Origin of the sequence: Klebsiella sp. CN_Kp097, assembly GCF_040064495.1 — a bacterium.
In the GTDB taxonomy this organism is placed as follows: Bacteria; Pseudomonadota; Gammaproteobacteria; order Enterobacterales; family Enterobacteriaceae; genus Klebsiella; species Klebsiella aerogenes.
This window is the reverse complement of record NZ_JBEAIL010000031.1, coordinates 98505-119063: the sequence shown is the minus strand read 5'-3', so window position 1 is coordinate 119063 and position 20559 is coordinate 98505. Positions and strand designations below refer to the sequence as shown.

Sequence of the window (20559 nt, the reverse complement as noted above, 5' to 3'; positions counted from 1 at the left end):
GGTTCCTCAAGAGTTTTGTTGCTGCGGACGGTGACGATAAGCCCAAACCATCATAATGATACCCGCAAGCACCATCGGGATCGAAAGAATCTGCCCCATACTGATGTACTGTACCCAGCCGCCGGTAAACTGCGCGTCCGGCTGACGGAAGAATTCCACGATAATGCGGAACAGGCCGTAGCCAATCAGGAACAGGCCGGAAACGGAACCGGTCGGGCGCGGTTTACGGATAAACAGGTTCAGGATCAGGAACAGCACCACGCCTTCCAGCGCCAGCTCATAAAGCTGCGAGGCGTGACGCGGCAGCGCGCCGTAGGTATCGAATAATGATTGCCACTCCGGGTGCGACGGCAGCAGCGCCAGATCCTCAGCGCGCGAGCCCGGGAAAATCATCGCGTAATGGAAGTTCGGGTCAACGCGGCCCCACAGTTCACCGTTGATAAAGTTGCCCAGACGCCCGGCGCCGAGGCCAAACGGGATCAGCGGCGCGATGAAATCAGAGACCTGGAAGAAGGTGCGTTTGGTGCGTTTGGCGAAGATAATCATCACCAGAATCACGCCGATCAGGCCGCCGTGGAACGACATGCCGCCATCCCAGACGCGGAACAGATATAGCGGGTCGCTAAGGAAGACCGGCAGGTTGTAGAACATCACATAGCCGATACGGCCGCCGAGGAATACGCCGAGGAACCCCGCGTAGAGCAGGTTTTCCACTTCATTTTTCGTCCAGCCGCTGCCCGGACGATTGGCCCGACGGGTGGCCAGCCACATCGCAAAGACGAAACCAACCAGGTACATTAAGCCGTACCAGTGGAGAGAGACCGGTCCAATGGAAAATATTACCGGATCGAACTCCGGAAAATGCAGGTAGCCACTATTCATCTGTCACCATAAAGACTTGTTATTCCGCCGAAAGTGGACAGCGGTGATGATCCGTGCCCGCTTAAAACGGGCACTCCGAAGGAGGCGAATGATAGCATAAGCGTGTAGTGCGATCCGCGCTGAACGTGTAAAAGATATGTATACGGATGCTAACAGCGTGCGGTTTTTTCCCCCTGGCTCGCTACTCGCGGTGCCGTTTTTTTGTCGGGTGGCGGCTAACGCCTTACCCGACCTACGGTCCGTGCGGCCTGCCTTTAATTTATTCACCATGATGGCTGACACTACTGGTGATGGCGATCTCAAAATCCCCCGGTGGCGCTGCCGCTTACCGGGGCTACAGCACTACTCGCGGTGCCGTTTTTTGTCGGGTGGCGGCTAACGCCTTACCCGACCTACGTTAACTACGTTACCGTCCGCCGCGGATCAGGCCGCCGAGACCGCGGCGCTCCATAAACGCCGCCACCTGGTGGCGCACTTCGGTGGTCATCTGCGCTTCCAGACTGCGCCGTGACAGCTCCTGCGCTTCTTCGATATCGATACGGCGTAGCAGATATTTCACGCGCGCGACCGAACGGCCGTTCATCGACAAATGGCGATAGCCGAGTCCTACCAGGATGGTGACGCACATCGGGTCACCCGCCATTTCGCCGCACAGGCGCAGATCGATACCAAAACGCTCGGCGTCATGAGCGATCATTGCCAGCGCCCGCAATACCGCAGGATGCAGGCAGTCGTACATATTGGCGACGCGGGTATTATTGCGGTCGACCGCGAGGATGTATTGCGTCAGGTCATTGGTGCCGACCGAGATAAAGTCGATGCGGTTTGCCAACTGCGGCAGCATAAAGACCATAGACGGCACTTCCAGCATCACCCCAAGGCGCGGGCGCGGAATAGCGTAACCAATCATCTCTTCGACTTCACGGCTGGCGCGCTCAATCAGGCGGCGGGCTTCGTCAACCTCTTCGAGGCTGGTGACCATCGGCAGCAGGATGCTGAGGTTGCCGGTGGCGGCATTGGCGCGCAGCATCGCGCGCACCTGGATCAAGAAGATCTCTGGCTGATCGAGCGTAATACGGATCCCGCGCCAGCCAAGGCACGGGTTCTCTTCGCTGATCGGCATATACGGCAGTTGCTTATCGGCGCCAATATCCAGCGTACGCAGGGTTACAGGCTTGCTGTTAAACATCTGCAGCATGCCCTGATACTGAGCGACCTGCTCCTCTTCGGAGGGGAAGCCGCTTTGCAACATAAACGGAATTTCGGTGCGGTAAAGCCCGATACCATCGATAAAGCTGCCGAGTTTCTCTTCATGCTCCGGGCTCAGGCCGGCGTTGAGCATCACTTTTACCCGTTCGCCGCTTTTCAGCTCGGAGGCGCGTTCGAGATCGTCTTCCGCCAGCCGGCTCAGTTCGTTCTCTTCGCTGATTAACCGCTGATATTCCTGCAGCAGCACCGGTTCGGGATCGACCAATAGATCGCCGCGATAACCATCAACGATCAGCATATGGCCATGCAGCAGCGACGGCTGAATATCGGCGCCCATTACCGTCGGGATGCCCAGCGCGCGCACCATGATCGCCGCGTGGGAGTTGGCCGCGCCGTCGCGCACCACCACCCCGACTAAACGGTCCTGCGGCACTTCCGCAAGCGTGGTAGCCGACAGTTCGTCGGCCACCAGAATAATGCGCTCAGGCCAGGTGTTAGGCCCCTGGGTGGTGTCGTCGAGATGGAACAACAGCCGCTGTCCGAGAGTACGTAAATCCCCCGCCCGCTCTTTCAGATAGCCATCGCTGAGGGCGGCAAACTGCTCGGCAAATTTTTCAATGACCTTTTTCACCGCCCATTCGGCGACGGAGCCTTTGTCGACTTCGTCGAATAGCTCACGGCGCAGGCGCGCATCGGATAGCAGGTGCGAATAGAGGTCAAAAATAGCCGCCGTCTCTTTTTGCGCCCCGGCGGCGTAGCGCTTGCTGTAGCGACGAAACTCATTCGCCGCCTCTTCCAGCGCGCCGGTGAGACGTTCGCGCTCGGAAGCGGTGTCCAGCGTCGAGGCCTCGTAGACCTGCTCCATCAACGGCAGGCTGGCATCCATCCAGCCTTCGGCAATCGCCACCCCGGATGATGCCGGCAGCGCGCGGATGCGGGTCTGACGATACTGCCCAAACAGCGCATTTAACTGTGATTGGGAGAGAATCGCCGCCATCTGGGTGGCGAGGGTGACAAGGAAGGACTCTTCGCTTTCATCGAACTGGCGCAGCTCACGCTGCTGGACTACCAGCACACCCAGCAGCTGACGCCGCTGGATGATCGGCACGCCAAGGAAGGCGCGAAAACGCTCCTCCTTAACAGCCGGGATGTATTTAAAGCTGGGATGCTTCTGCGCATCGGCGAGGTTGATAGGTTCGGCCAGCCGCCCCACCAGGCCGACAAGACCTTCATCAAATGCGAGTGCGACTGTGCGCCCACGGGGTTTTTTCAGCCCGCGCGTAGCCATCAGGTAATAGCAGCGTCGATCGTTGTCAGCCAGATAAACCGAACAAACTTCCGTTTCCATCGCTTTACAGACATCCGTCACCAGGATATCCAGCGCCTCGTTTAAACGCGGCGCGCTGGCGACCTTCTCGACTATTTCTCGCAACCGAGTGAGCATAATGTGCGTGGCTTAACCTCTTTTACGTCGATAAGCAGGCGCGCTTTGTGGCTTTGGTGTGGTTTCAGCGAGCGACATTGTCACACCCGCGAACTCTTTCATCACCCGGCGGTAAACGTCGCGCTTAAACGACACCACCTGACGAACCGGGTACCAGTAACTTACCCATCGCCAGCCATCAAACTCAGGTGTACTGCTGGTTTGCATATTAATAGCCGTATCGCTGCCGACCAGTTGTAGAAGAAACCACTTCTGCTTCTGACCGATACAAACCGGCTTTGTGTCCCAACGCACCAAACGTTTAGGCAGCTTGTAACGCAGCCAGTTACGGGTTGAGGCCAGGATCCGCACATCTTTGCGGCTTAACCCAACCTCTTCGAACAATTCCCGATACATTGCCTGCTCGGCGGACTCGCCTGGATTAATGCCCCCTTGCGGGAACTGCCACGAGTGCTGACCATAGCGCCGGGCCCACATCACCTGGCCCTGGCGGTTACAGATTACAATGCCGACATTTGGGCGGTAGCCATCGTCATCAATCACCGGACTACCTCAAAATAAGCTTCAATGTGAATGATTGTTTCACACTCGTTGGAAACGGTAAACCACTCTCTGTGTGGCGTGATAACGAATAACATTTGAATAACTCACAGTAATCACCCGAGTTATAAACAGTGAACGCCATCCCCGGGCCATTTTATTCACTTTTTCTGTGGATAGAGTTGTGAAGAAGTACGGAATTAACCAGGGAAAACCCAGAGTAGTCCGAACGACGTAGAGATAGGGCTTCTTAATAATGACATACTATTCATTAAGTTATCATAGTTCACACCGACAAATTACAGCATAACGTGATGATCATCACATATGCGATCCGGCAACTGATGAAAGATCGAACAATGCCGCTTTTATCCACAGATAAAGCACACTCGTCGGGCACATTTTGTCTAAAAATTCGATTTTCGTCGCACGTCAAGGCTGTAAATCGAACCAGTAGTGGGGCTTTTCCCCAGTTATCCCATTTTTCTGTGGATAACATGGTGTAAGATCCTGTTCATTGTCAGTGACCAGTTCTGGAAAACCCGTTTTCACTGTTTTCACAAGCGAAGAAACGGGACAAAAAACATATATAAATCATCACATTGGTATAGTTACCCATAAAAAGGTAAACTCTATCCACAACGCATAAAAATAGCGCTCACTTTTTAACCAGAGGTTTTCCATCATGCCAGCCATTGCTCCACTTACCGCTCCGCCGCAAAGTCAGGAGCAACTTCTTGCTCAGGCCCAGCGGCTGGCGGGTTATTCGCTGGGGGAACTGGCGGCGCTGGCGGGGGTTCCCATTCCCCGCGATTTGAAACGCGATAAAGGCTGGATTGGCATTCTGCTGGAAATTTGGCTGGGCGCCAGCGCCGGGAGCAAACCGGAGCAGGATTTCGCCGCCTTAGGCGTGGAGCTGAAAACCATCCCCATTGACCGTCAGGGCCGTCCTCTGGAGACCACATTTGTTTGCGTGGCGCCGCTAACCGGCAATAGCGGCGTGACCTGGGAAAGCAGCCACGTGCGGCATAAGCTACAGCGCGTATTGTGGATCCCGGTAGAAGGCGAACGCGAGATCCCGCTCGCGCAACGCCGCGTCGGCGCGCCGCTATTATGGACGCCAGACGAGGAAGAAGATCGCCAGCTGCGCATGGACTGGGAAGAGTTGATGGATTTGATCGTACTCGGCCAGGTTGAACGCATCACCGCCCGCCACGGCGAGGTATTGCAACTACGCCCTAAAGCGGCCAACAGCAAGGCGCTAACGGAAGCGATCGGCGCCCACGGCGAGCCAATCCTCACTTTGCCGCGCGGCTTTTATCTGAAAAAGAACTTTACCGCCGCACTGCTGGCGCGTCATTTTCTATTAGGGCATGAATAATTTTTTGTTCTGCCGCAACGCCTGCATATAATTACGACTTTATTTTTGCAGGACTTTGAACAATGTTATTTGCATGGATAACCGATCCTAACGCCTGGCTGGCGCTCGGCACGCTGACGCTGCTGGAGATCGTTCTCGGGATCGATAATATTATTTTTCTCTCTCTGGTTGTCGCTAAGTTGCCCACCGCCCAACGCGCCCATGCGCGGCGTATCGGGCTGATGGGTGCAATGCTGATGCGTCTCGGCCTGCTGGCGTCTATCGCCTGGGTCGTTAAGCTCACCAATCCACTCTTCACCGTATTCGGTCAGGAGATCTCGTTTCGCGATCTGATCCTGCTGCTCGGTGGCCTGTTCCTGATCTGGAAAGCGAGTAAAGAGATCCACGAATCGATTGAAGGCGAGGAAGAAGGTCTTAAAAGCAACGTCCACTCCTTCTTTGGCGCCATCGTGCAGATCATGCTGCTGGATATCATCTTCAGTCTTGATTCAGTCATCACCGCCGTCGGCCTCTCCGATCATCTGTTCATTATGATGGCCGCGGTGGTGATTGCGGTTGGGGTGATGATGTTTGCCGCACGTCCGATCGGCGACTTCGTTGACCGTCACCCGTCGGTCAAAATGTTGGCGTTGTCGTTTCTGATCCTGGTCGGTTTCACCCTGATGCTGGAGAGCTTCGATGTGCATGTGCCGAAAGGTTACATCTACTTCGCGATGTTCTTCTCCATTGCGGTCGAAACTCTCAACCTGATGCGCAATAAGAAAAACCCGCTGTAAGCCACAAAATTGCAGTCCGGAAGCGGGCTGCAATTCTTTTTAAGACTTTACTGCTTTTTATGTCTCACAAATCAGGCTATTAATATACTGGTACGAGGTGCGGCCATAAGTGAGGTAATGACGATGAAAAAATGGGCAGTATTGATTTCCGCCGTAGGACTGGCGTTCTCGGTTTCCGGTTGCAGCAGCGATTATGTCATGGCGACAAAAGACGGACGTATGATTCTTACCGACGGTAAACCGGCGGTTGACGATGACACCGGTTTGATAAGCTACGAAGATCAGCAAGGCAATAAAATGCAGATCAACCGCGACGACGTGTCACAAATTATTAAGCGTTAAGCTTTTCGTCGGTTAAAAGCACAATTTCCGACAACCACAGCAACAGAAAAGAGTCGGGATCCCCCTGCTATATCCCAGGGCAACCCCCTTCAGGATCTCCAGACCCGGCTTTTTTGATATTTTCCCTTTCTCTTTTTCTCTCCCTCTGCCATGTTGTTATTCCCATCAACCTGCAAGCGCTTTGAAGTTTGTGGGGAGATAGTTTTGTCGGGAAACTCCTGACCTTGTTGATAAAAATAAGGAAGCCGGCTATGCAGTATCACCGTATCCCACACAGTTCTCTTGAAATCAGCACGCTAGGGCTGGGCACAATGACGTTTGGTGAACAAAATAGCGAGGCCGACGCTCATGAACAGCTCGACTACGCCGTAAGTCAGGGAATTAACCTGATTGATGTCGCCGAAATGTATCCTGTCCCGCCGCGCCCGGAAACCCAGGGTCTGACCGAAACCTACGTCGGCAACTGGCTGGCAAAACGCGGCAACCGCGAAAAGCTGGTTATCGCCTCTAAAGTCAGCGGCCCGGCGCGCAATAACGACAGCAGCATTCGCCCAAATCACGCGCTGGATCGCAAAAACATTCGCGACGCGCTGCACGACAGCCTCAAGCGTCTGCAAACCGATTATCTCGACCTCTATCAGGTACATTGGCCACAGCGCCAGACCAACTGTTTCGGCAAGCTGGGCTATACCTGGAGCGACTCCGCGCCGGTGGTCACCCTGCTCGATACGCTGGAAGCCCTCACCGAATTCCAGCGCGCCGGGAAAATTCGCTATATCGGCGTCTCTAACGAAACCGCCTTTGGCGTCATGCGCTATCTGCACCTGGCCGATAAGCACGACCTGCCGCGCATCGTCACGATTCAAAACCCGTACAGCCTGCTTAACCGCAGCTACGAAGTGGGGCTGGCGGAAGTGAGCCAATATGAGGGCGTTGAGCTGCTGGCGTATTCATGCCTGGCGTTCGGTACGCTGACCGGTAAGTACCTCAACGGCGCGCAGCCGGCTGGCGCACGCAATACGCTATTCAGCCGCTTTACCCGCTACAGCGGCGAGCAGGCGCAGAAAGCGGTGGCCGCTTATGTGGACATTGCCAAACGCCACAATCTCGATCCGGCGCAAATGGCGTTGGCCTTTGTGCGTCGCCAGCCATTTGTCGCCAGCACCCTGCTCGGGGCCACGACCATGGAGCAGCTCAAGACCAACGTCGAAAGTTTGCATCTTGAGCTGAGCGAAGAGGTGTTAGCGGAGATTGAAGCGGTGCATAAGGTATATACCTACCCGGCGCCTTAAGAGGGTAAAACCCGGGTAGCGGCGTAAACGCCTTACCCGGGCTACTGGAGAGCAGACATTTGTGAGTCCGTCCCCCTCCGGGGCGTTATTTACGCCGTCCCCACCACCACAATGCGGCGATGGCTAGCGCAAAGACCGCGCCAAACCCTATCCCCACGCCAACCGGCGGGATCCCAACGCTGACCGCCAGCGAGTACAGCCCCAGCATGAGCAGCATCGCCACGTTTTCGCCGAGGTTCTGTACCGCAATGGCGTTACCTGCGCCAACGGTATGTTTCCCGCGTTCCTGCAGCAGCGCGTTCAGCGGCACAATAAAGAAGCCGCCGCACACACCGAGCAGTAGCAGCAGGCCAAATGCTGGCAATAGCGACTGCTGCACCGCGAAGGCAATCACCGCGACGCCAATCAATATCCCGGCGGGCATACAGCGCGAGACGGTTTCCAGCGTTACCAGCTTCGCCGCCGCGCCAGCGCCAACCACAATCCCGACGGCGACCATCGCATTGAGGTAGGTCGGCATCGCGTTGCTGGTGATCCCAAGCGCTACGGGCACCCAAATCACCAGCAGAAAGCGCAGCGTCACCCCCGCGCCCCAAAACAAGCTGGTACCCATCAACGAGAAACGCGTTTCGCTATTACGCCACAGCGTTTTACAGGCGCTGAAGAAGCTATGGGTCATCGGCCTGAAACGCCACGACTGCCCAGGACGAGCCGCCGGTAGTTTCGGGATCCACAGGTTAGCGACCACCGCGCCGCCATAAACCAGCGCACAAACGATAAGCGCCGCCAGCACGTGCCAGTCCGCAAGAATGCCGCCCGCCATTGACCCCAGCAGGATCGCCGCGATGGTCGACGACTCCATCAGTCCGTTAGCCTTCACTAACTTATCGCCGGTGGTCAGTTCGCCCAGAATACCGTATTTCGCCGGCGAATAGGCCGCCGCGCCAACACCCACCAGTGTATAACCGATAAACGGATTGACGCCAAAGCAAATACACCCGGCGCCGAGCAGCTTCAGGCCGTTAGCGACCATCATCACCCGGCCTTTGGCGAAGCTATCGGCAAACTGACCGACAAACGGCGCAAAGAGAATGTAAGCGCCCACAAACAACATCTGCAACACCGGCTGGCTCCACTCCGGATAGTAGAGCTGTTTCATCAGCGCCAGGGTGGCGAACAGCAGCGCATTATCGCCGAAGGCCGACAGGAACTGGGCGCAGATCACCGCCATCATCCCTTTCGAGTACAGTGAAGCGTTAGTGTGCACTGACTCACTCATTTGAATGTTCCGCCTCTTCTACCATGCCTTTCAGGGTGACAAAGTCCGGCTTGCCGCTGCCCAGTACCGGCAGCTGTTTCAGCCAACGAATATCGCGCGGCACCGCCAGTTCCGGTACGCCATGTTCACGTGCGTAGCGCAACAGCTTTTCGCGATTGAGTTCATTATCGGTGGTAAACAGCACCAGCGCCTCGCCTTTGCTGGCGTCCTGCTTAATGGCCGTGGCGTGCATTTTGTCTGGCGAGACCGCCAAAGCGACCTGCTCGACCACCTCCAGCGAGACCATCTCGCCGGCGATTTTGGCGAAGCGCTTGGCGCGGCCCTGAATGCGGACGTAGCCCTGTTCGTCAAAGACGACGATATCGCCGGTGTCGTACCAGCCGCTTTCCACTTCACCGTACTGGTTTTCCGCCGTCGGCGCTTCCAGCACGCCGGGGTTTTCTACCCGCAGATAGCCTTTCATGATGTTAGGCCCTTTTAACTGCAGTCGGCCTCCCTGTTCGATGCCCGGCATCGCCAGCAATCGGGCATCCATCCCCGGAAGAATACGCCCGACGGTGCCGACTTTCGCCGCCATCGGGACGTTGATGGAGACCACCGGCGCGCATTCGGTCACGCCGTAGCCTTCAAGGATGCGCAGACCAAATTTGTCCTGCCACAGCTGCTTGGTGCTGTCCTGCAGTTTTTCCGCCCCTGCCACCACATAGCGCAGGCGATAAAAATCATACGGGTTGGCAAAGCGGGCATAGTTGGCGAGGAAGGTTGAGGTGCCGAACAAAACGGTACAGTTACGATCGTAAACCAGCTCCGGCACCACCCGATAGTGCAGCGGGCTTGGATAGAGGAATACTTCCGCGCCGGTGAATAGCGGCGTCAGCAGGCCGACCGTCAGGCCGAAGGAGTGGAAAAGCGGCAGCGCCGACATAAAGCGGTCGTTGGCGGTAAAATCGGCGATGGTTTTAATCTGTTCGACGTTAGCCAGCAGGCTTTTATGGCTATGCACCACCCCTTTTGGGTTCCCCTCCGAGCCGGAGGTAAAGAGGATCATCGCCGCATCTTCCGGCTGCTGCTTGACCTGCGCCAGACGCGGCGCCAGCAAATGGCCAAATATCCACAGTTTGTCGGCGGTGGTGACATCGCCTTTCAGATCTTCCAGAAACACCCAGCGCACCTGAGTCAACTGCTCCGGCAGGTGCCAGAGCTTGCCCTTATCGAGGAAGGTACGGGAAGTAAAAATGGTTTTGATTTCCGCGGCGGTAATCGCGCTGCTGAGTCCTTTGACGCCGGCGGTATAGTTCATCATTGCCGGGATTCGCCCGCGGGCAATCGCGCCGAAAATCACCGCCGCGCTGATACCGGCGTTAGGCAGCATCAGGCCGATTTTCTCGCCCTGCGCGCTGTATTTTTCCAGAATACGCGCGACGAACAGCGTTTTGGTCAACAGTTTACGGTAGGTATCCGGCTGGAAATTAATATCTTCCACGCAGTTTTTGCGCGCGCCAAAGCGGTCCTGCGCCGCCAGTAGCGACTCATATAACGTTTCACGCGGGCGCACCGCCATCCGCGCTTCCATCATGATCTGGTGCAGCATTTCGCCGGCGATTTTTCGCCGATCGCGGGCGCGCGGCGCCTCCGGCATCGGCAGATGCGTCGGCGGCAGTAAATGGAGCTGAATACGCGGGAACAGGCGGCGTTTTACCAGCCCCTTCAGCCGGCTGAATGGCGTAAGTTCGGCGCCTTCAATTCGCAGCGGCACAATGGTCGCTTTCGACTTCGCCGCCACGAACGCCGCGCCGTCATAGATTTTCATCAGCGAACCGCTGACCGAAATACGCCCTTCCGGGAAAATAACCACCGGGCGTCCCTGCTCAATCAAGCGCACCAGATGCTTAATTGACATCGGTTTGGTGGGGTCCAGCGGCACAAAGTCGATAAGCGGCGTCAGCGCCCGCATAAACCAGCGCTGGCTAATCGACGTATAGACCGCAAACACCGGCCGCACAGGCAGAAAGAGCGCCAGTAAAATACCGTCGAGAAATGAGACATGATTGGGCGTTATTAATACTTTTTCCTGATAAAGCGCCTGAGTGTCTCCGGTCAATCGCACCCGGTACAATCCTTTGAACAGTAATCGAAAAAATCCCAACAGCATAACGACTCCGCGTGGCTGATTTAGTAATCCAAGCAGGTTACATGAGAAGGCGGGGAAAAGCAGTGTGGGGGATAAAATTCAGAATAAAAAAAACCTGCGCATCCGCGCAGGCCGGTGCAAGATAATCAGTACGAAGTGCGTACTTAAGAAACTCACCAATCAATACCTCTGGGACCCTGATTGTCGCGTTTTTCCCCGCGATCGCGCCAGCGCGAAAACGCAAGGGAATGAGCCTAAGTGCAACCAGGTATTACGATTCTCGCTATCTGTAACAGCATGAATAACAGGCAAAAAAAACCTGCGCATCTGCGCAGGTTGGTGTAATTAAGTGGTCAACATGACGTTGACTCCACCTATCAATACCTCTGGGATAGCCAGAGTATCAATGCATCACTCAACGAAACCAGCGAACATTCGCAACAGCTAATCGCAAAGTGTAAGCAAAGATGAGAATTCTCTTTTCACCGTTGCATCCCACGCATTGTGCTGTGTAACTTTTTCACTGCTAATCTCTGTCTGCGTCACATTTGTATCAACCAGAATAGCGGTAGCCTTGAATCCGCTGCGCTTTCCCGTAACATAACTATTATGTAAACGCTTACCCTAAAAAAGGTCCGGTATGGCGACAATTAAGGATGTAGCCCGACTCGCAGGAGTGTCCGTCGCTACCGTCTCACGCGTTATCAACAACTCGCCAAAAGCGAGTGAAGCCTCTCGTCAGTCGGTGACGGCGGCGATGGAAACCCTGAACTACCACCCCAATGCCAACGCCCGCGCGCTGGCGCAGCAGTCAACGGAAACCATCGGCCTGGTGGTGGGCGACGTTTCCGATCCCTTCTTCGGCGCGATGGTCAAAGCCGTCGAGCAGGTGGCCTACAGCACCGGTAATTTTTTGCTTATCGGCAACGGCTACCACAACGTGCAAAAGGAACGTCAGGCGATTGAACAGCTAATCCGTCACCGCTGCGCGGCGCTGGTGGTGCACGCCAAAATGATCCCCGACGATGAGCTGGCGGGGCTGATGAAACAGATCCCCGGCATGGTGTTGATTAACCGCATCGTGCCGGGTTTCGAGCAGCGCAGCGTGGCGCTCGATGACCGCTACGGCGCCTGGCTGGCGACGCGCCATCTGATTCAGCAGGGCCACAGCCGCATTGGCTATATCTGCTCCAACCACGCGATTTCCGATGCCGAAGACCGGCTGCAAGGTTATTACGATGCCCTGAAAGAGAGCGGCCTGGCCGTCAATGACCGGCTGGTCACCTTCGCCGAGCCTGACGAAAGCGGCGGCGAGCTGGCGATGACCGAGCTATTAGGCCGCGGCAGAAACTTTACCGCCGTCGCCTGTTACAACGATTCAATGGCCGCCGGCGCGATGGGGGTGCTCAACGATAACGGTATCGAGGTGCCGCAGGAAATTTCGCTGATTGGCTTCGATGATGTGCTGATCTCGCGCTACGTGCGCCCCCGCCTGACCACCGTACGTTATCCGATCGTCACCATGGCGACCCAGGCGGCGGAGCTGGCCCTGGCACTAGCAGAACAGCGTCCGGCGCCGGAAATCACTCACCTCTTCAGCCCGACGCTGGTGCGCCGTCACTCGGTGATAACGCCCGCGGAAAGTGACAAGTCATAGCGGTACAGGCTCACGGCGGTGGCCGGGTAATCCAGGCCCTCGCCGATATAGCGCCAGCCAAAGCGCTCATAAAAATCGCGGCAGGCGGAATAGAGATAAAGCTGCGGATAACCGCACTGGCGGGCATAGTCGATGACGTGCCGCTGCAGCTTCCCGGCCAGCCCCTGCCCGCGCGCCGTTTCGGCGACAAACAGCGCCGCCATCCATGGAAATAGATCCTGACGGCTTATCAAATCGCAACGCCACAGCCCCACGGTACCCAGCAGCGCCTCGCCATCGGTGGCAATAAAGGTCAGCGGCAGCGCCCCCGGCGTTTGGCTATGTTCAACAATACTGCTAAAAAACGCCTGCGGTAAGGCATCGCCGGCAAAAGCCTGCCATAGCCACTCCGCCACCTGCGGCCCATGCTGCGGCGCGGCGTACAACGGTTGAATCTGCATTTTTTCCCCCTGTGAATCGATGAATTCTAGCGCGCCGCTCGCGCCCGCGCATCCGGGGTCGGAAAATGCCTTCAACAGGATTTCCGCAAAAAGCGTGATCGCGATAGTCTTTGCCGTCGTCAGGCTCATATCCCTCTGAATGACTGTGGTAAACTGCGCCCTATCACCGGTTATCAGGAATCGACGAATGGCAACAATGCTGGATGTCTCAATACGCGCAGGCGTCTCGAAAGCGACGGTTTCCCGCGTGTTGAACGGCACAGGTCAGGTAAAAGAGAGTACCCGTCAACAGGTCTTCAAAGCGATGGAAGAGCTGGGCTACCGGCCTAATTTTCTCGCCCGCTCGCTGGCGAATCGCACCAGCAACAGCATTGGACTGGTGGTATCGACATTCGACGGTTTTTACTTTGGCCGCTTGCTGCAACAGGCGTCGCGCCAAACGGAAGCCTGGGGCAAACAGCTTATCGTCACCGACGGCCACGATGCGCCCGAACGGGAAGAAGAAGCGGTACAAATGTTGGCCGACCGTCAGTGCGACGCCATCGTGCTCTACACCCGCCATATGAGCGAACAGAAAATCATGTCGCTTATCGAGACCATTGAAACGCCGCTGGTGGTGATTAACCGCGACGTTAGCCAGGCGCGGGAACGCTGCGTGTTCTTCGAACAGCAGGAAGCGGCGTTTCAGGCCGTCGACTATCTGATCTCCCAGGGGCATCGCGATATCGCCTGCCTGACCGTGCCGATGCATACCCCAACGGGTAAAGCGCGCCTGGCGGGCTACCGCAGCGCCCTGGAAAAGCACGGAATTGCGTGGGAACCGGCGCGGGTCAAGTACGGCGATTCAACGATGACCCGCGGTTATGAGCTGTGTCGGGAATTATTAGAAGAGAAAACGCCGTTTAGCGCGCTGTTCTCCTGTAACGATGATATGGCGTTGGGCGCCTCGAAAGCGCTGCATCAGGCGGGGCTGCGCATTCCGCAGGACGTATCGCTCTTCGGCTTTGACGACGCCCCCAGCGCGAAGTGGCTGGAGCCCGGATTATCGACGGTCTACCTGCCTATCGACAATATGATCACCACCGCCATCGACCAGGCGATTAAGCTCGCCAACGAACAGCCGATCGAAACCATCCCGCCGTTCACCGGTACGCTGGTACTGCGTGAATCGGTGACGACGGGGCCATTCTTTAAATAAGCTCCAGCGCCAGCAGTTCTTCAATGGTCTGGCGACGGCGAATCAGGCGCGCGCTGCCGTTATCAAACAGCACTTCCGGTAGTAGCGGGCGGCTGTTGTAGTTTGAAGACATCGATGCGCCGTACGCGCCGGTGTCGTGCAGCACCAGGTAATCGCCCGGCGCCACCGCCGGCAGCAGGCGAGTTTCCACTTTACCGCCCTCCTGTTGGGTAAAGACGTCGCCGGATTCGCACAGCGGCCCCGCGACCACGGTTTCCAGCTGCGGTTCGCCGCTCAGGTCGCGCCCGTCCGCCGCCAGCGCGGTAATATGATGATAGCTGCCGTACATGGCCGGGCGCATCAGATCGTTAAAGCCGGCGTCGATCAGCACGAAGTGGCGGCTGCCCATCTCTTTCACGCTACGCACCTGCGATACCAGCACGCCGGACTCCGCCACCAGGAAACGCCCCGGTTCGATCTCCAGCTTTACCGGATGCCCCAGATGTTTGGCGATCTGCTCGCGCGCCGCATTCCACAGGCCAAAGTAGTGATCGGTATCGATCGCCTCTTCGCCTTCGTGATAGGGGATCGATAAACCGCCGCCGGCTGAGATCGCCTGCAGATCCTGACCAAACTCCACCACCTGGCGCACCATCGCGCCGCATACTTGCTCAAGATGGCCGTAATCAACGCCGGAGCCGATATGCATATGGATGCCGACCAGCTGCAGCGAATGGCGGCGAATCACCTCCAGCGCCTGCGGCAGCTGGCTGAACCAGATACCGTGTTTGCTGTTTTCGCCGCCGGTATTGGTCTTCTGGCTGTGGCCATGACCAAATCCCGGGTTGACCCGTAGCCAGACGCGGTGACCCGGCGAGACTTCGCCCAGTTGGCTAAGCATATCCACAGATCCGGCATTCACTGGGATCTGTAATGCTTTCACCCGCTCAAGGGTCGCACGATCGATCAGATCGGCGGTAAAGACGATATCGTCCGGATGCTGCACGGGATCGTAACCTGCCGCCAGCGCGCGTTCGATCTCGCCAAGCGACACCGAATCCACCTTCACGCCCTGCTCGCGCATCAGACGCAGAATATGAATATTGGAGCAGGCCTTCTGCGCAAAACGCACCACGTCAAACTGGCTAAGTTGGGCAATCTGGCGGCGGATAATCTGCGCGTCATAGACCCATACCGGGCAGCCGAACTCAGCGGGCAGGCGCAGTAGATTGTCGGCGGTCAGATCGGTATCGGTGGCGTTTAGCGAGCGTGGCATAAGGACTCCGGTGCGTACGTGTGTTTGTCGATGTTTTTTCCGATTACGCCACAGCGGGGAGAGAATAAAAAATATCGTTTTATCGCGAGTCTATGCAAAAATGATATGGCTATCTGATGCTAACCGGGAACCGCCCATGCCTGCCGTCAACTTACGCCATATTGAGATTTTCCACGCGGTGATGACCACCGGCAACCTAACCGAAGCGGCGCGGATGCTGCATACCTCGCAGCCGACGGTCAGCCGTGAACTGGCGCGTTTTGAGAAAGTGCTGGGCTTAAAGCTGTTTGAGCGCGCCCGCGGCCGTCTGCAGCCGACGGTGCAGGGGCTGCGACTGTTTGAAGAAGTACAGCGCTCGTGGTACGGGTTGGATCGCATCGTTAGCGCCGCGGAGAGCCTGCGCGAATTCCGCCAGGGAGAGTTGTCGGTAGCCTGCCTGCCGGTCTTTTCGCAGTCATTTCTGCCGCTGCTGCTGCAGCCGTTCCTCGCGCGCTATCCGGACCTCAGCCTGCAGATCGTGCCGCAGGAGTCGCCGCTGCTGGAGGAGTGGCTGTCCGCCCAGCGCCATGATTTGGGGTTAACGGAAACGCTGCATACGCCGGCCGGCACCGAGCGCACGCCGCTGCTGACCTTAAATGAAGTCTGTGTGCTGCCACAAAATCACCCGCTGGCCGTTAAAACCGAACTCACCCCCGCCGACTTCCACGGTGAAAACTATATCAGCCTGTCGCGCACCGACAGCTATCGTCAGCTGCTTGATGCGCTGTTTATGGAGCACCAGGTGAAACGACGGATGGTGGTTGAAACCCACAGCGCGGCGTCGATCTGCGCGCTGGTGCGCGCTGGTGCGGGCATTTCGGTGGTTAACCCGCTCACCGCCCTCGACTACGCTGAGAGCGGCGTGGTGGTGCGGCGCTTCAGCGTCGATGTGCCCTTTACCGTCAGCCTCATCCGCCCACTACATCGCCCCGGTTCCGCGCTGGTCGACGCCTTTGTCCAGCATCTGCAAACCAGCCTGCCGCGTATCGAACAGCCGCTGGCGGCGGTACTTAAGAGAGCATAAATTCCACCGCGTCGGCGGCATGGATCGCCGCGGTATCAAATACCGGCAGCAGACTACTCGTTTCCGGTACCAGCAGGCCGATTTCAGTGCAGCCGAAGATAACGCCTTGCGCCCCCTGTGCCGCCAGCGCCTCGATGACCTGCAGATAATAGTCGCGCGAGGCGTCGCTAAAGGTGCCGAGGCAGAGCTCATCAAAAATAATTTGATTGATGCGCGCCCGATCTTCGGCCTGCGGGATCAGCGTCTCAATGGCAAACTGCTGCTGTAGACGGCCGCGATAAAAATCCTGCTCCATGGTGTAGCGGGTGCCCAATAGCGCGACCCGACGCTGGCCTTTAGCGCTGATAGCCCGTCCGGTGGCGTCGGCGATATGCAGGAACGGCACCTCGCAGCGGGCTTCAATCGCATCAGCCACCTTATGCATGGTGTTGGTGCACAGCACGATGCCCTCGGCGCCGGCCTGCTGTAGCCCCAGCGCCGCCGCGGCGAGGATCTCGCCGGCGCGATCCCACTCCCCTGCCGACTGGCAGGCTTCAATCTCATGAAAATCAACACTATGTAGCAACAGGCTGGCGGAATGCAGGCCGCCGAGCCGCGCTTTAATGCCTTCATTGATTAACCGGTAATAGGGAATGGTGGATTCCCAGCTCATGCCGCCCAGCAGGCCGATGGTTTTCATTATCTGCTCCTTTATGGTTTGCTCCAGTGAAGCAAACCTGCCGATAACTTTCCACTGTTGCTGTTGGGCGGCGACCCCATCAGAAGAAATATTTAAAGCGCACGCGCGCGCCGTAGCGTTCGTCGTCGTTCCCGCTCTGCTGGGCCGACGAATCCAGCCATGAGGCATAGGCGCCGAGGTAAATATTAAAGTTCGGCATATCCATGATATTCGGCAGTTGCCAGGAGGCATGGATCGTGTGGATGTCATAGCGGCCCGGCGTCAGAATCGCGCAGTCGCCATCGCACTCGCCGCTGACCCCTGCCATATTAAACTGGTCAATTTTATTGTGCGCGTAGATATATCCCAGCTCGACGCGATGCCACAGCGCGTTGATACCGGCGCTGAAATCCTCTTCATCCGCCGCGTCCAGATAAGCGGTGCTGAGGTTCACCACCATGCCATCCTCGGCATCGGTTTTCAGCGTATTCCAGCTCATGGTCAGACCGTAGCCGGTACGGCTGGACTGATCGACCCAGCGTCCGTTCTGGTTTTGATAACCATAGGCATTATTCACCAGGTTGCTCTCTACCGCCGCCGCCACTGACCACGGCCCGGACTGCCAGGCCGCCACCGGCCGCACATAGACCACGTTTTTATGATTTTCGAGCGCGTTGCCGTGGTAGTTTTGATCGACAAACAGCGAGCTACCGTCTTCCACCAGCGTGTTGAGCTCAAAGTACCAGTTATCGAGGTATTTGCTCAGCAGGAAATTACCGCCGCTGCTGCTACGCCCGCGCCCCTCTTTCATCATGTAGATATAACCGTAACCGTCGCTATAGAGATCGTTGGCGGTATTACCAGAATATTCAATAAACGTATCCTGATTCAGCGGGAACATATCGTAGGCTTCAAAGCGCCCGACTTTTATTTTCCAATCATTTTCCTGACCAAAGAAAAATACGGCATCATCAAGATTCATTTTTCCGGTCATATCCGCCAGCGGTTGTACGCTAAAGCCGGAGTATTTCCCATTAGCGCCTTTACGTAAACCATCGAATCCTAACAAAATACGCCCATTAATATCCCAGCGCTCTTTATCCCCCGGCGCCCAGTTCTTATTCGCGCTGGTTTTTACCGAGGTCAGGCTGCCGGTTCGACTGGCGCCATCCATATTAAATTCAACATCACCGTAAAATTTTAAATCGACATCTTTATTCACCGCCAGCGCGGGCGCGGCAACCGTCGCGGGCGCAGGTGCACTGCTTTTAGCCATCGAGCGCTCCTGATGCTTCAATTCGCGAATTTCCGCTTCGGCATTCTCTGCCCGCTGCTCGGTGGCTTTTAAGCGCTGCTCCATCTGCGCCAGACGCTCCTCAAGAGAAAGCGTTTGCTGCGCGTCGGCGGCGGGAATAAATAAAGACGAGATAAGACATCCAACCCAGATTTTATTCATCGTTAGACCCTGCTTATTATATATTAAAGGTATTGTTTTATTATTTTGGTGAATATTAAATAACCCGCCGGCGATTGCTAACGGGTTATTCTGGTTAATTACTATTTAATTAGAGATTCCATGCTCCGCCATCAATTAATGCCGCGCTACCGCTCCAGGAAAATAAAGCTAATTCCCGGCACCGGGTATCAGGATAAATACGGCTGCTGAGGCAGGCTTCTCCGTCATTGACGAAAACCTCGACGGATGAGCTATCGAAAAATAGCCGCAGCTTCAGCGCCGAACCGGCTGGTAACGGAACGCTACGCGTGCCGCACAAACCATATTGCGGATAGCGACGCTCCAGCACCAGACGCTGCATCTGATTGTCGACATATACCTTCAGCCCTTCGCCTAAGCTCAAACCGTATTGCTCGGCGCCGCTATTGGCCATATCCCAATGCAGATTGACCTCCATGGTTTCACAATGCTCTACCATCGTCAGTTGCTGATTCTTCAACGAACTGACCGGCCACGGGAACCAGTCGCGGCGCAGGCCTTCCACCTCTTTTGCCGGACGCATCAATAACCGATTATTCGCGCCGAGGCTTAACTCACGCGGCAGCGACAGCATGCCGGCCCAACCGTCCTGCTGCTCCGGCAACGGCGACTCCCACATATCCAGCCAGCCGATCACAATCCGCCGGCCATCGGGGGTGAGGAAACTTTGCGGCGCATAGAAATCGTGACCGCTGTCGAGTTCGACAAACGCCTCTTCGCGGACAAAAGGTTGCCCCGGCTGCCAGTCCCCCAGCAGATAGCCGCTCTGGAATAAATTGCGCCGGGCAAAGCCGTCCGCGGCCATCCCCTGCGGCGAGAACATCAGCACCCGCTTGCCATCGAGTTCAAAGAAATCCGGGCACTCCCACATGTAGCCCATCCCCGCTTCGGCCTGGGCAAGAATACCGGCGTCCTGCCAGTGGCTCAGGTCGTCAGAACGGTACAACCGCACCTGGCCGACGTCGTCTACCCGCGCGCCGACCACCATGTACCAGCTTTCACCTTCACGCCATACTTTCGGGTCGCGAAAATGGTGCATCCCCGGCGGGGTATCGATAACCATCCCCTGGCGCTCAAAATGGATGCCGTCGCGGCTGGTCGCCAGGCACTGCACCTGGTACAGGTTATTTTCATCCGCGGGATCGCCATGAAATTTATGGCCGGTGTAGATGAGTGCCAGCGTATCGCCATCAACCACCGCCGAGCCGGAAAAACAGCCGTCTTTATCTTCCGGCCCTTCCGGCGCCAGCGCCACCGGCAGGTGTTCCCAATGCACAAGGTCCTTGCTGCGCGCGTGGCCCCAGTGCATCGGCCCCCACTGGTTTGAATACGGATGGTGCTGATAAAACGCGTGGTACCAGCCGTCGAACCATACCAGTCCGTTGGGGTCGTTGATCCAGCCGGCACGGGCCGCCAGGTGATAACGCGGATACCAGCGCGGGTTGAGATCCACGCTTTTCGCCTGCAGTTCCCGCTCCGCGTTACTAATGGAATAGATCATATTCATTTCTCTTTTC

Annotated in this window: 18 protein-coding genes; 8 read left to right on the top strand and 10 right to left on the bottom strand. The window is 56.7% G+C overall.

Translation table 11 applies throughout. The annotated features are described in order from the left end of the window. Window positions 1-6: 6 nt before the first annotated feature. The 3 genes from lgt to rppH all read right to left on the bottom strand — a co-directional run bounded on the left by lgt (window position 7) and on the right by rppH (window position 4078). Window positions 7-882: a prolipoprotein diacylglyceryl transferase gene (gene lgt, locus ABLV07_RS22950; protein WP_015369928.1), complete on the bottom strand. Its 876-nt coding sequence runs from the start codon at window positions 880-882 to the stop codon at window positions 7-9. A gap of 406 nt (window positions 883-1288) precedes the next feature. Further along, entirely contained in the window at window positions 1289-3535 is a 2247-nt protein-coding gene (ptsP, locus tag ABLV07_RS22945; protein ID WP_015369927.1) for a phosphoenolpyruvate--protein phosphotransferase, read from the bottom strand. Between the two features lie 12 nt (window positions 3536-3547). Then, window positions 3548-4078 (bottom strand): RNA pyrophosphohydrolase, encoded by a 531-nt coding sequence (rppH, locus tag ABLV07_RS22940; protein ID WP_015703328.1) that lies wholly within the window; start codon window positions 4076-4078, stop codon window positions 3548-3550. 453 nt (window positions 4079-4531) lie between these two features. On the opposite strand from rppH, the gene ABLV07_RS22935 reads away from it, so the two are divergent. The 5 genes from ABLV07_RS22935 to ABLV07_RS22915 all read left to right on the top strand — a co-directional run bounded on the left by ABLV07_RS22935 (window position 4532) and on the right by ABLV07_RS22915 (window position 7866). Then, window positions 4532-4696: a hypothetical protein gene (locus ABLV07_RS22935; protein ID WP_223575784.1), complete on the top strand. Its 165-nt coding sequence runs from the start codon at window positions 4532-4534 to the stop codon at window positions 4694-4696. A 64-nt stretch (window positions 4697-4760) separates the two neighbouring features. Further along, the gene (gene mutH, locus ABLV07_RS22930; protein WP_015369924.1) at window positions 4761-5456 is read left to right on the top strand and encodes a DNA mismatch repair endonuclease MutH; all 696 of its coding nucleotides are present in this window, start codon (window positions 4761-4763) and stop codon (window positions 5454-5456) included. 62 nt (window positions 5457-5518) lie between these two features. Further along, the gene (locus ABLV07_RS22925; RefSeq protein ID WP_015369923.1) at window positions 5519-6232 is read left to right on the top strand and encodes a TerC family protein; all 714 of its coding nucleotides are present in this window, start codon (window positions 5519-5521) and stop codon (window positions 6230-6232) included. A 123-nt stretch (window positions 6233-6355) separates the two neighbouring features. After that, on the top strand, window positions 6356-6574 hold the full coding sequence (locus ABLV07_RS22920; protein ID WP_004867116.1) for a YgdI/YgdR family lipoprotein: 219 nt from the start codon (window positions 6356-6358) through the stop codon (window positions 6572-6574). Between the two features lie 251 nt (window positions 6575-6825). Beyond that, on the top strand, window positions 6826-7866 hold the full coding sequence (locus ABLV07_RS22915; protein WP_015369921.1) for an NADP(H)-dependent aldo-keto reductase: 1041 nt from the start codon (window positions 6826-6828) through the stop codon (window positions 7864-7866). Between the two features lie 85 nt (window positions 7867-7951). On the opposite strand, the gene lplT is transcribed toward ABLV07_RS22915, so the two are convergent. Then, window positions 7952-9145, bottom strand: a complete 1194-nt coding sequence (gene lplT / locus ABLV07_RS22910; RefSeq protein ID WP_020078036.1) for a lysophospholipid transporter LplT — start codon at window positions 9143-9145, stop codon at window positions 7952-7954. Further along, window positions 9138-11297 carry a bifunctional acyl-ACP--phospholipid O-acyltransferase/long-chain-fatty-acid--ACP ligase gene (aas, locus tag ABLV07_RS22905; RefSeq protein ID WP_348853838.1) on the bottom strand — a complete coding sequence of 720 codons (2160 nt, stop codon included), beginning with the start codon at window positions 11295-11297 and terminating at the stop codon, window positions 9138-9140. Before aas ends, lplT begins: the two co-directional genes overlap by 8 nt. A 619-nt stretch (window positions 11298-11916) precedes the next feature. On the opposite strand from aas, the gene galR reads away from it, so the two are divergent. Continuing rightward, entirely contained in the window at window positions 11917-12933 is a 1017-nt protein-coding gene (galR, locus tag ABLV07_RS22900; protein WP_015703331.1) for an HTH-type transcriptional regulator GalR, read from the top strand. Here the strand turns inward: galR and ABLV07_RS22895 are convergent. Continuing rightward, entirely contained in the window at window positions 12894-13373 is a 480-nt protein-coding gene (locus ABLV07_RS22895) for a GNAT family N-acetyltransferase (RefSeq protein WP_015703332.1), read from the bottom strand. The two genes, galR and ABLV07_RS22895, sit on opposite strands and share 40 nt — an antisense overlap. 196 nt (window positions 13374-13569) lie before the next feature. On the opposite strand from ABLV07_RS22895, the gene ABLV07_RS22890 reads away from it, so the two are divergent. Next, the gene (locus ABLV07_RS22890) at window positions 13570-14571 is read left to right on the top strand and encodes a LacI family DNA-binding transcriptional regulator (RefSeq protein WP_161798777.1); all 1002 of its coding nucleotides are present in this window, start codon (window positions 13570-13572) and stop codon (window positions 14569-14571) included. Here ABLV07_RS22890 and lysA read toward each other — a convergent pair. Beyond that, the gene (gene lysA / locus ABLV07_RS22885; protein WP_015369915.1) at window positions 14564-15826 is read right to left on the bottom strand and encodes a diaminopimelate decarboxylase; all 1263 of its coding nucleotides are present in this window, start codon (window positions 15824-15826) and stop codon (window positions 14564-14566) included. The two genes, ABLV07_RS22890 and lysA, sit on opposite strands and share 8 nt — an antisense overlap. 136 nt (window positions 15827-15962) lie before the next feature. On the opposite strand from lysA, the gene ABLV07_RS22880 reads away from it, so the two are divergent. Then, complete coding sequence (locus ABLV07_RS22880) at window positions 15963-16889, top strand: LysR family transcriptional regulator (RefSeq protein WP_047055153.1); 927 nt, start codon at window positions 15963-15965, stop codon at window positions 16887-16889. Here ABLV07_RS22880 and ABLV07_RS22875 read toward each other — a convergent pair. The 3 genes from ABLV07_RS22875 to ABLV07_RS22865 form a co-directional block, all read right to left on the bottom strand. Next, window positions 16876-17568 carry an aspartate/glutamate racemase gene (locus ABLV07_RS22875; RefSeq protein WP_320896536.1) on the bottom strand — a complete coding sequence of 231 codons (693 nt, stop codon included), beginning with the start codon at window positions 17566-17568 and terminating at the stop codon, window positions 16876-16878. The genes ABLV07_RS22880 and ABLV07_RS22875 overlap by 14 nt on opposite strands. 79 nt (window positions 17569-17647) lie before the next feature. Further along, the gene (locus ABLV07_RS22870; RefSeq protein WP_049045432.1) at window positions 17648-19003 is read right to left on the bottom strand and encodes a carbohydrate porin; all 1356 of its coding nucleotides are present in this window, start codon (window positions 19001-19003) and stop codon (window positions 17648-17650) included. Between the two features lie 109 nt (window positions 19004-19112). Beyond that, window positions 19113-20543, bottom strand: a complete 1431-nt coding sequence (locus ABLV07_RS22865; protein WP_320896856.1) for a glycoside hydrolase family 32 protein — start codon at window positions 20541-20543, stop codon at window positions 19113-19115. Between the last annotated feature and the right edge of the window lie 16 nt (window positions 20544-20559).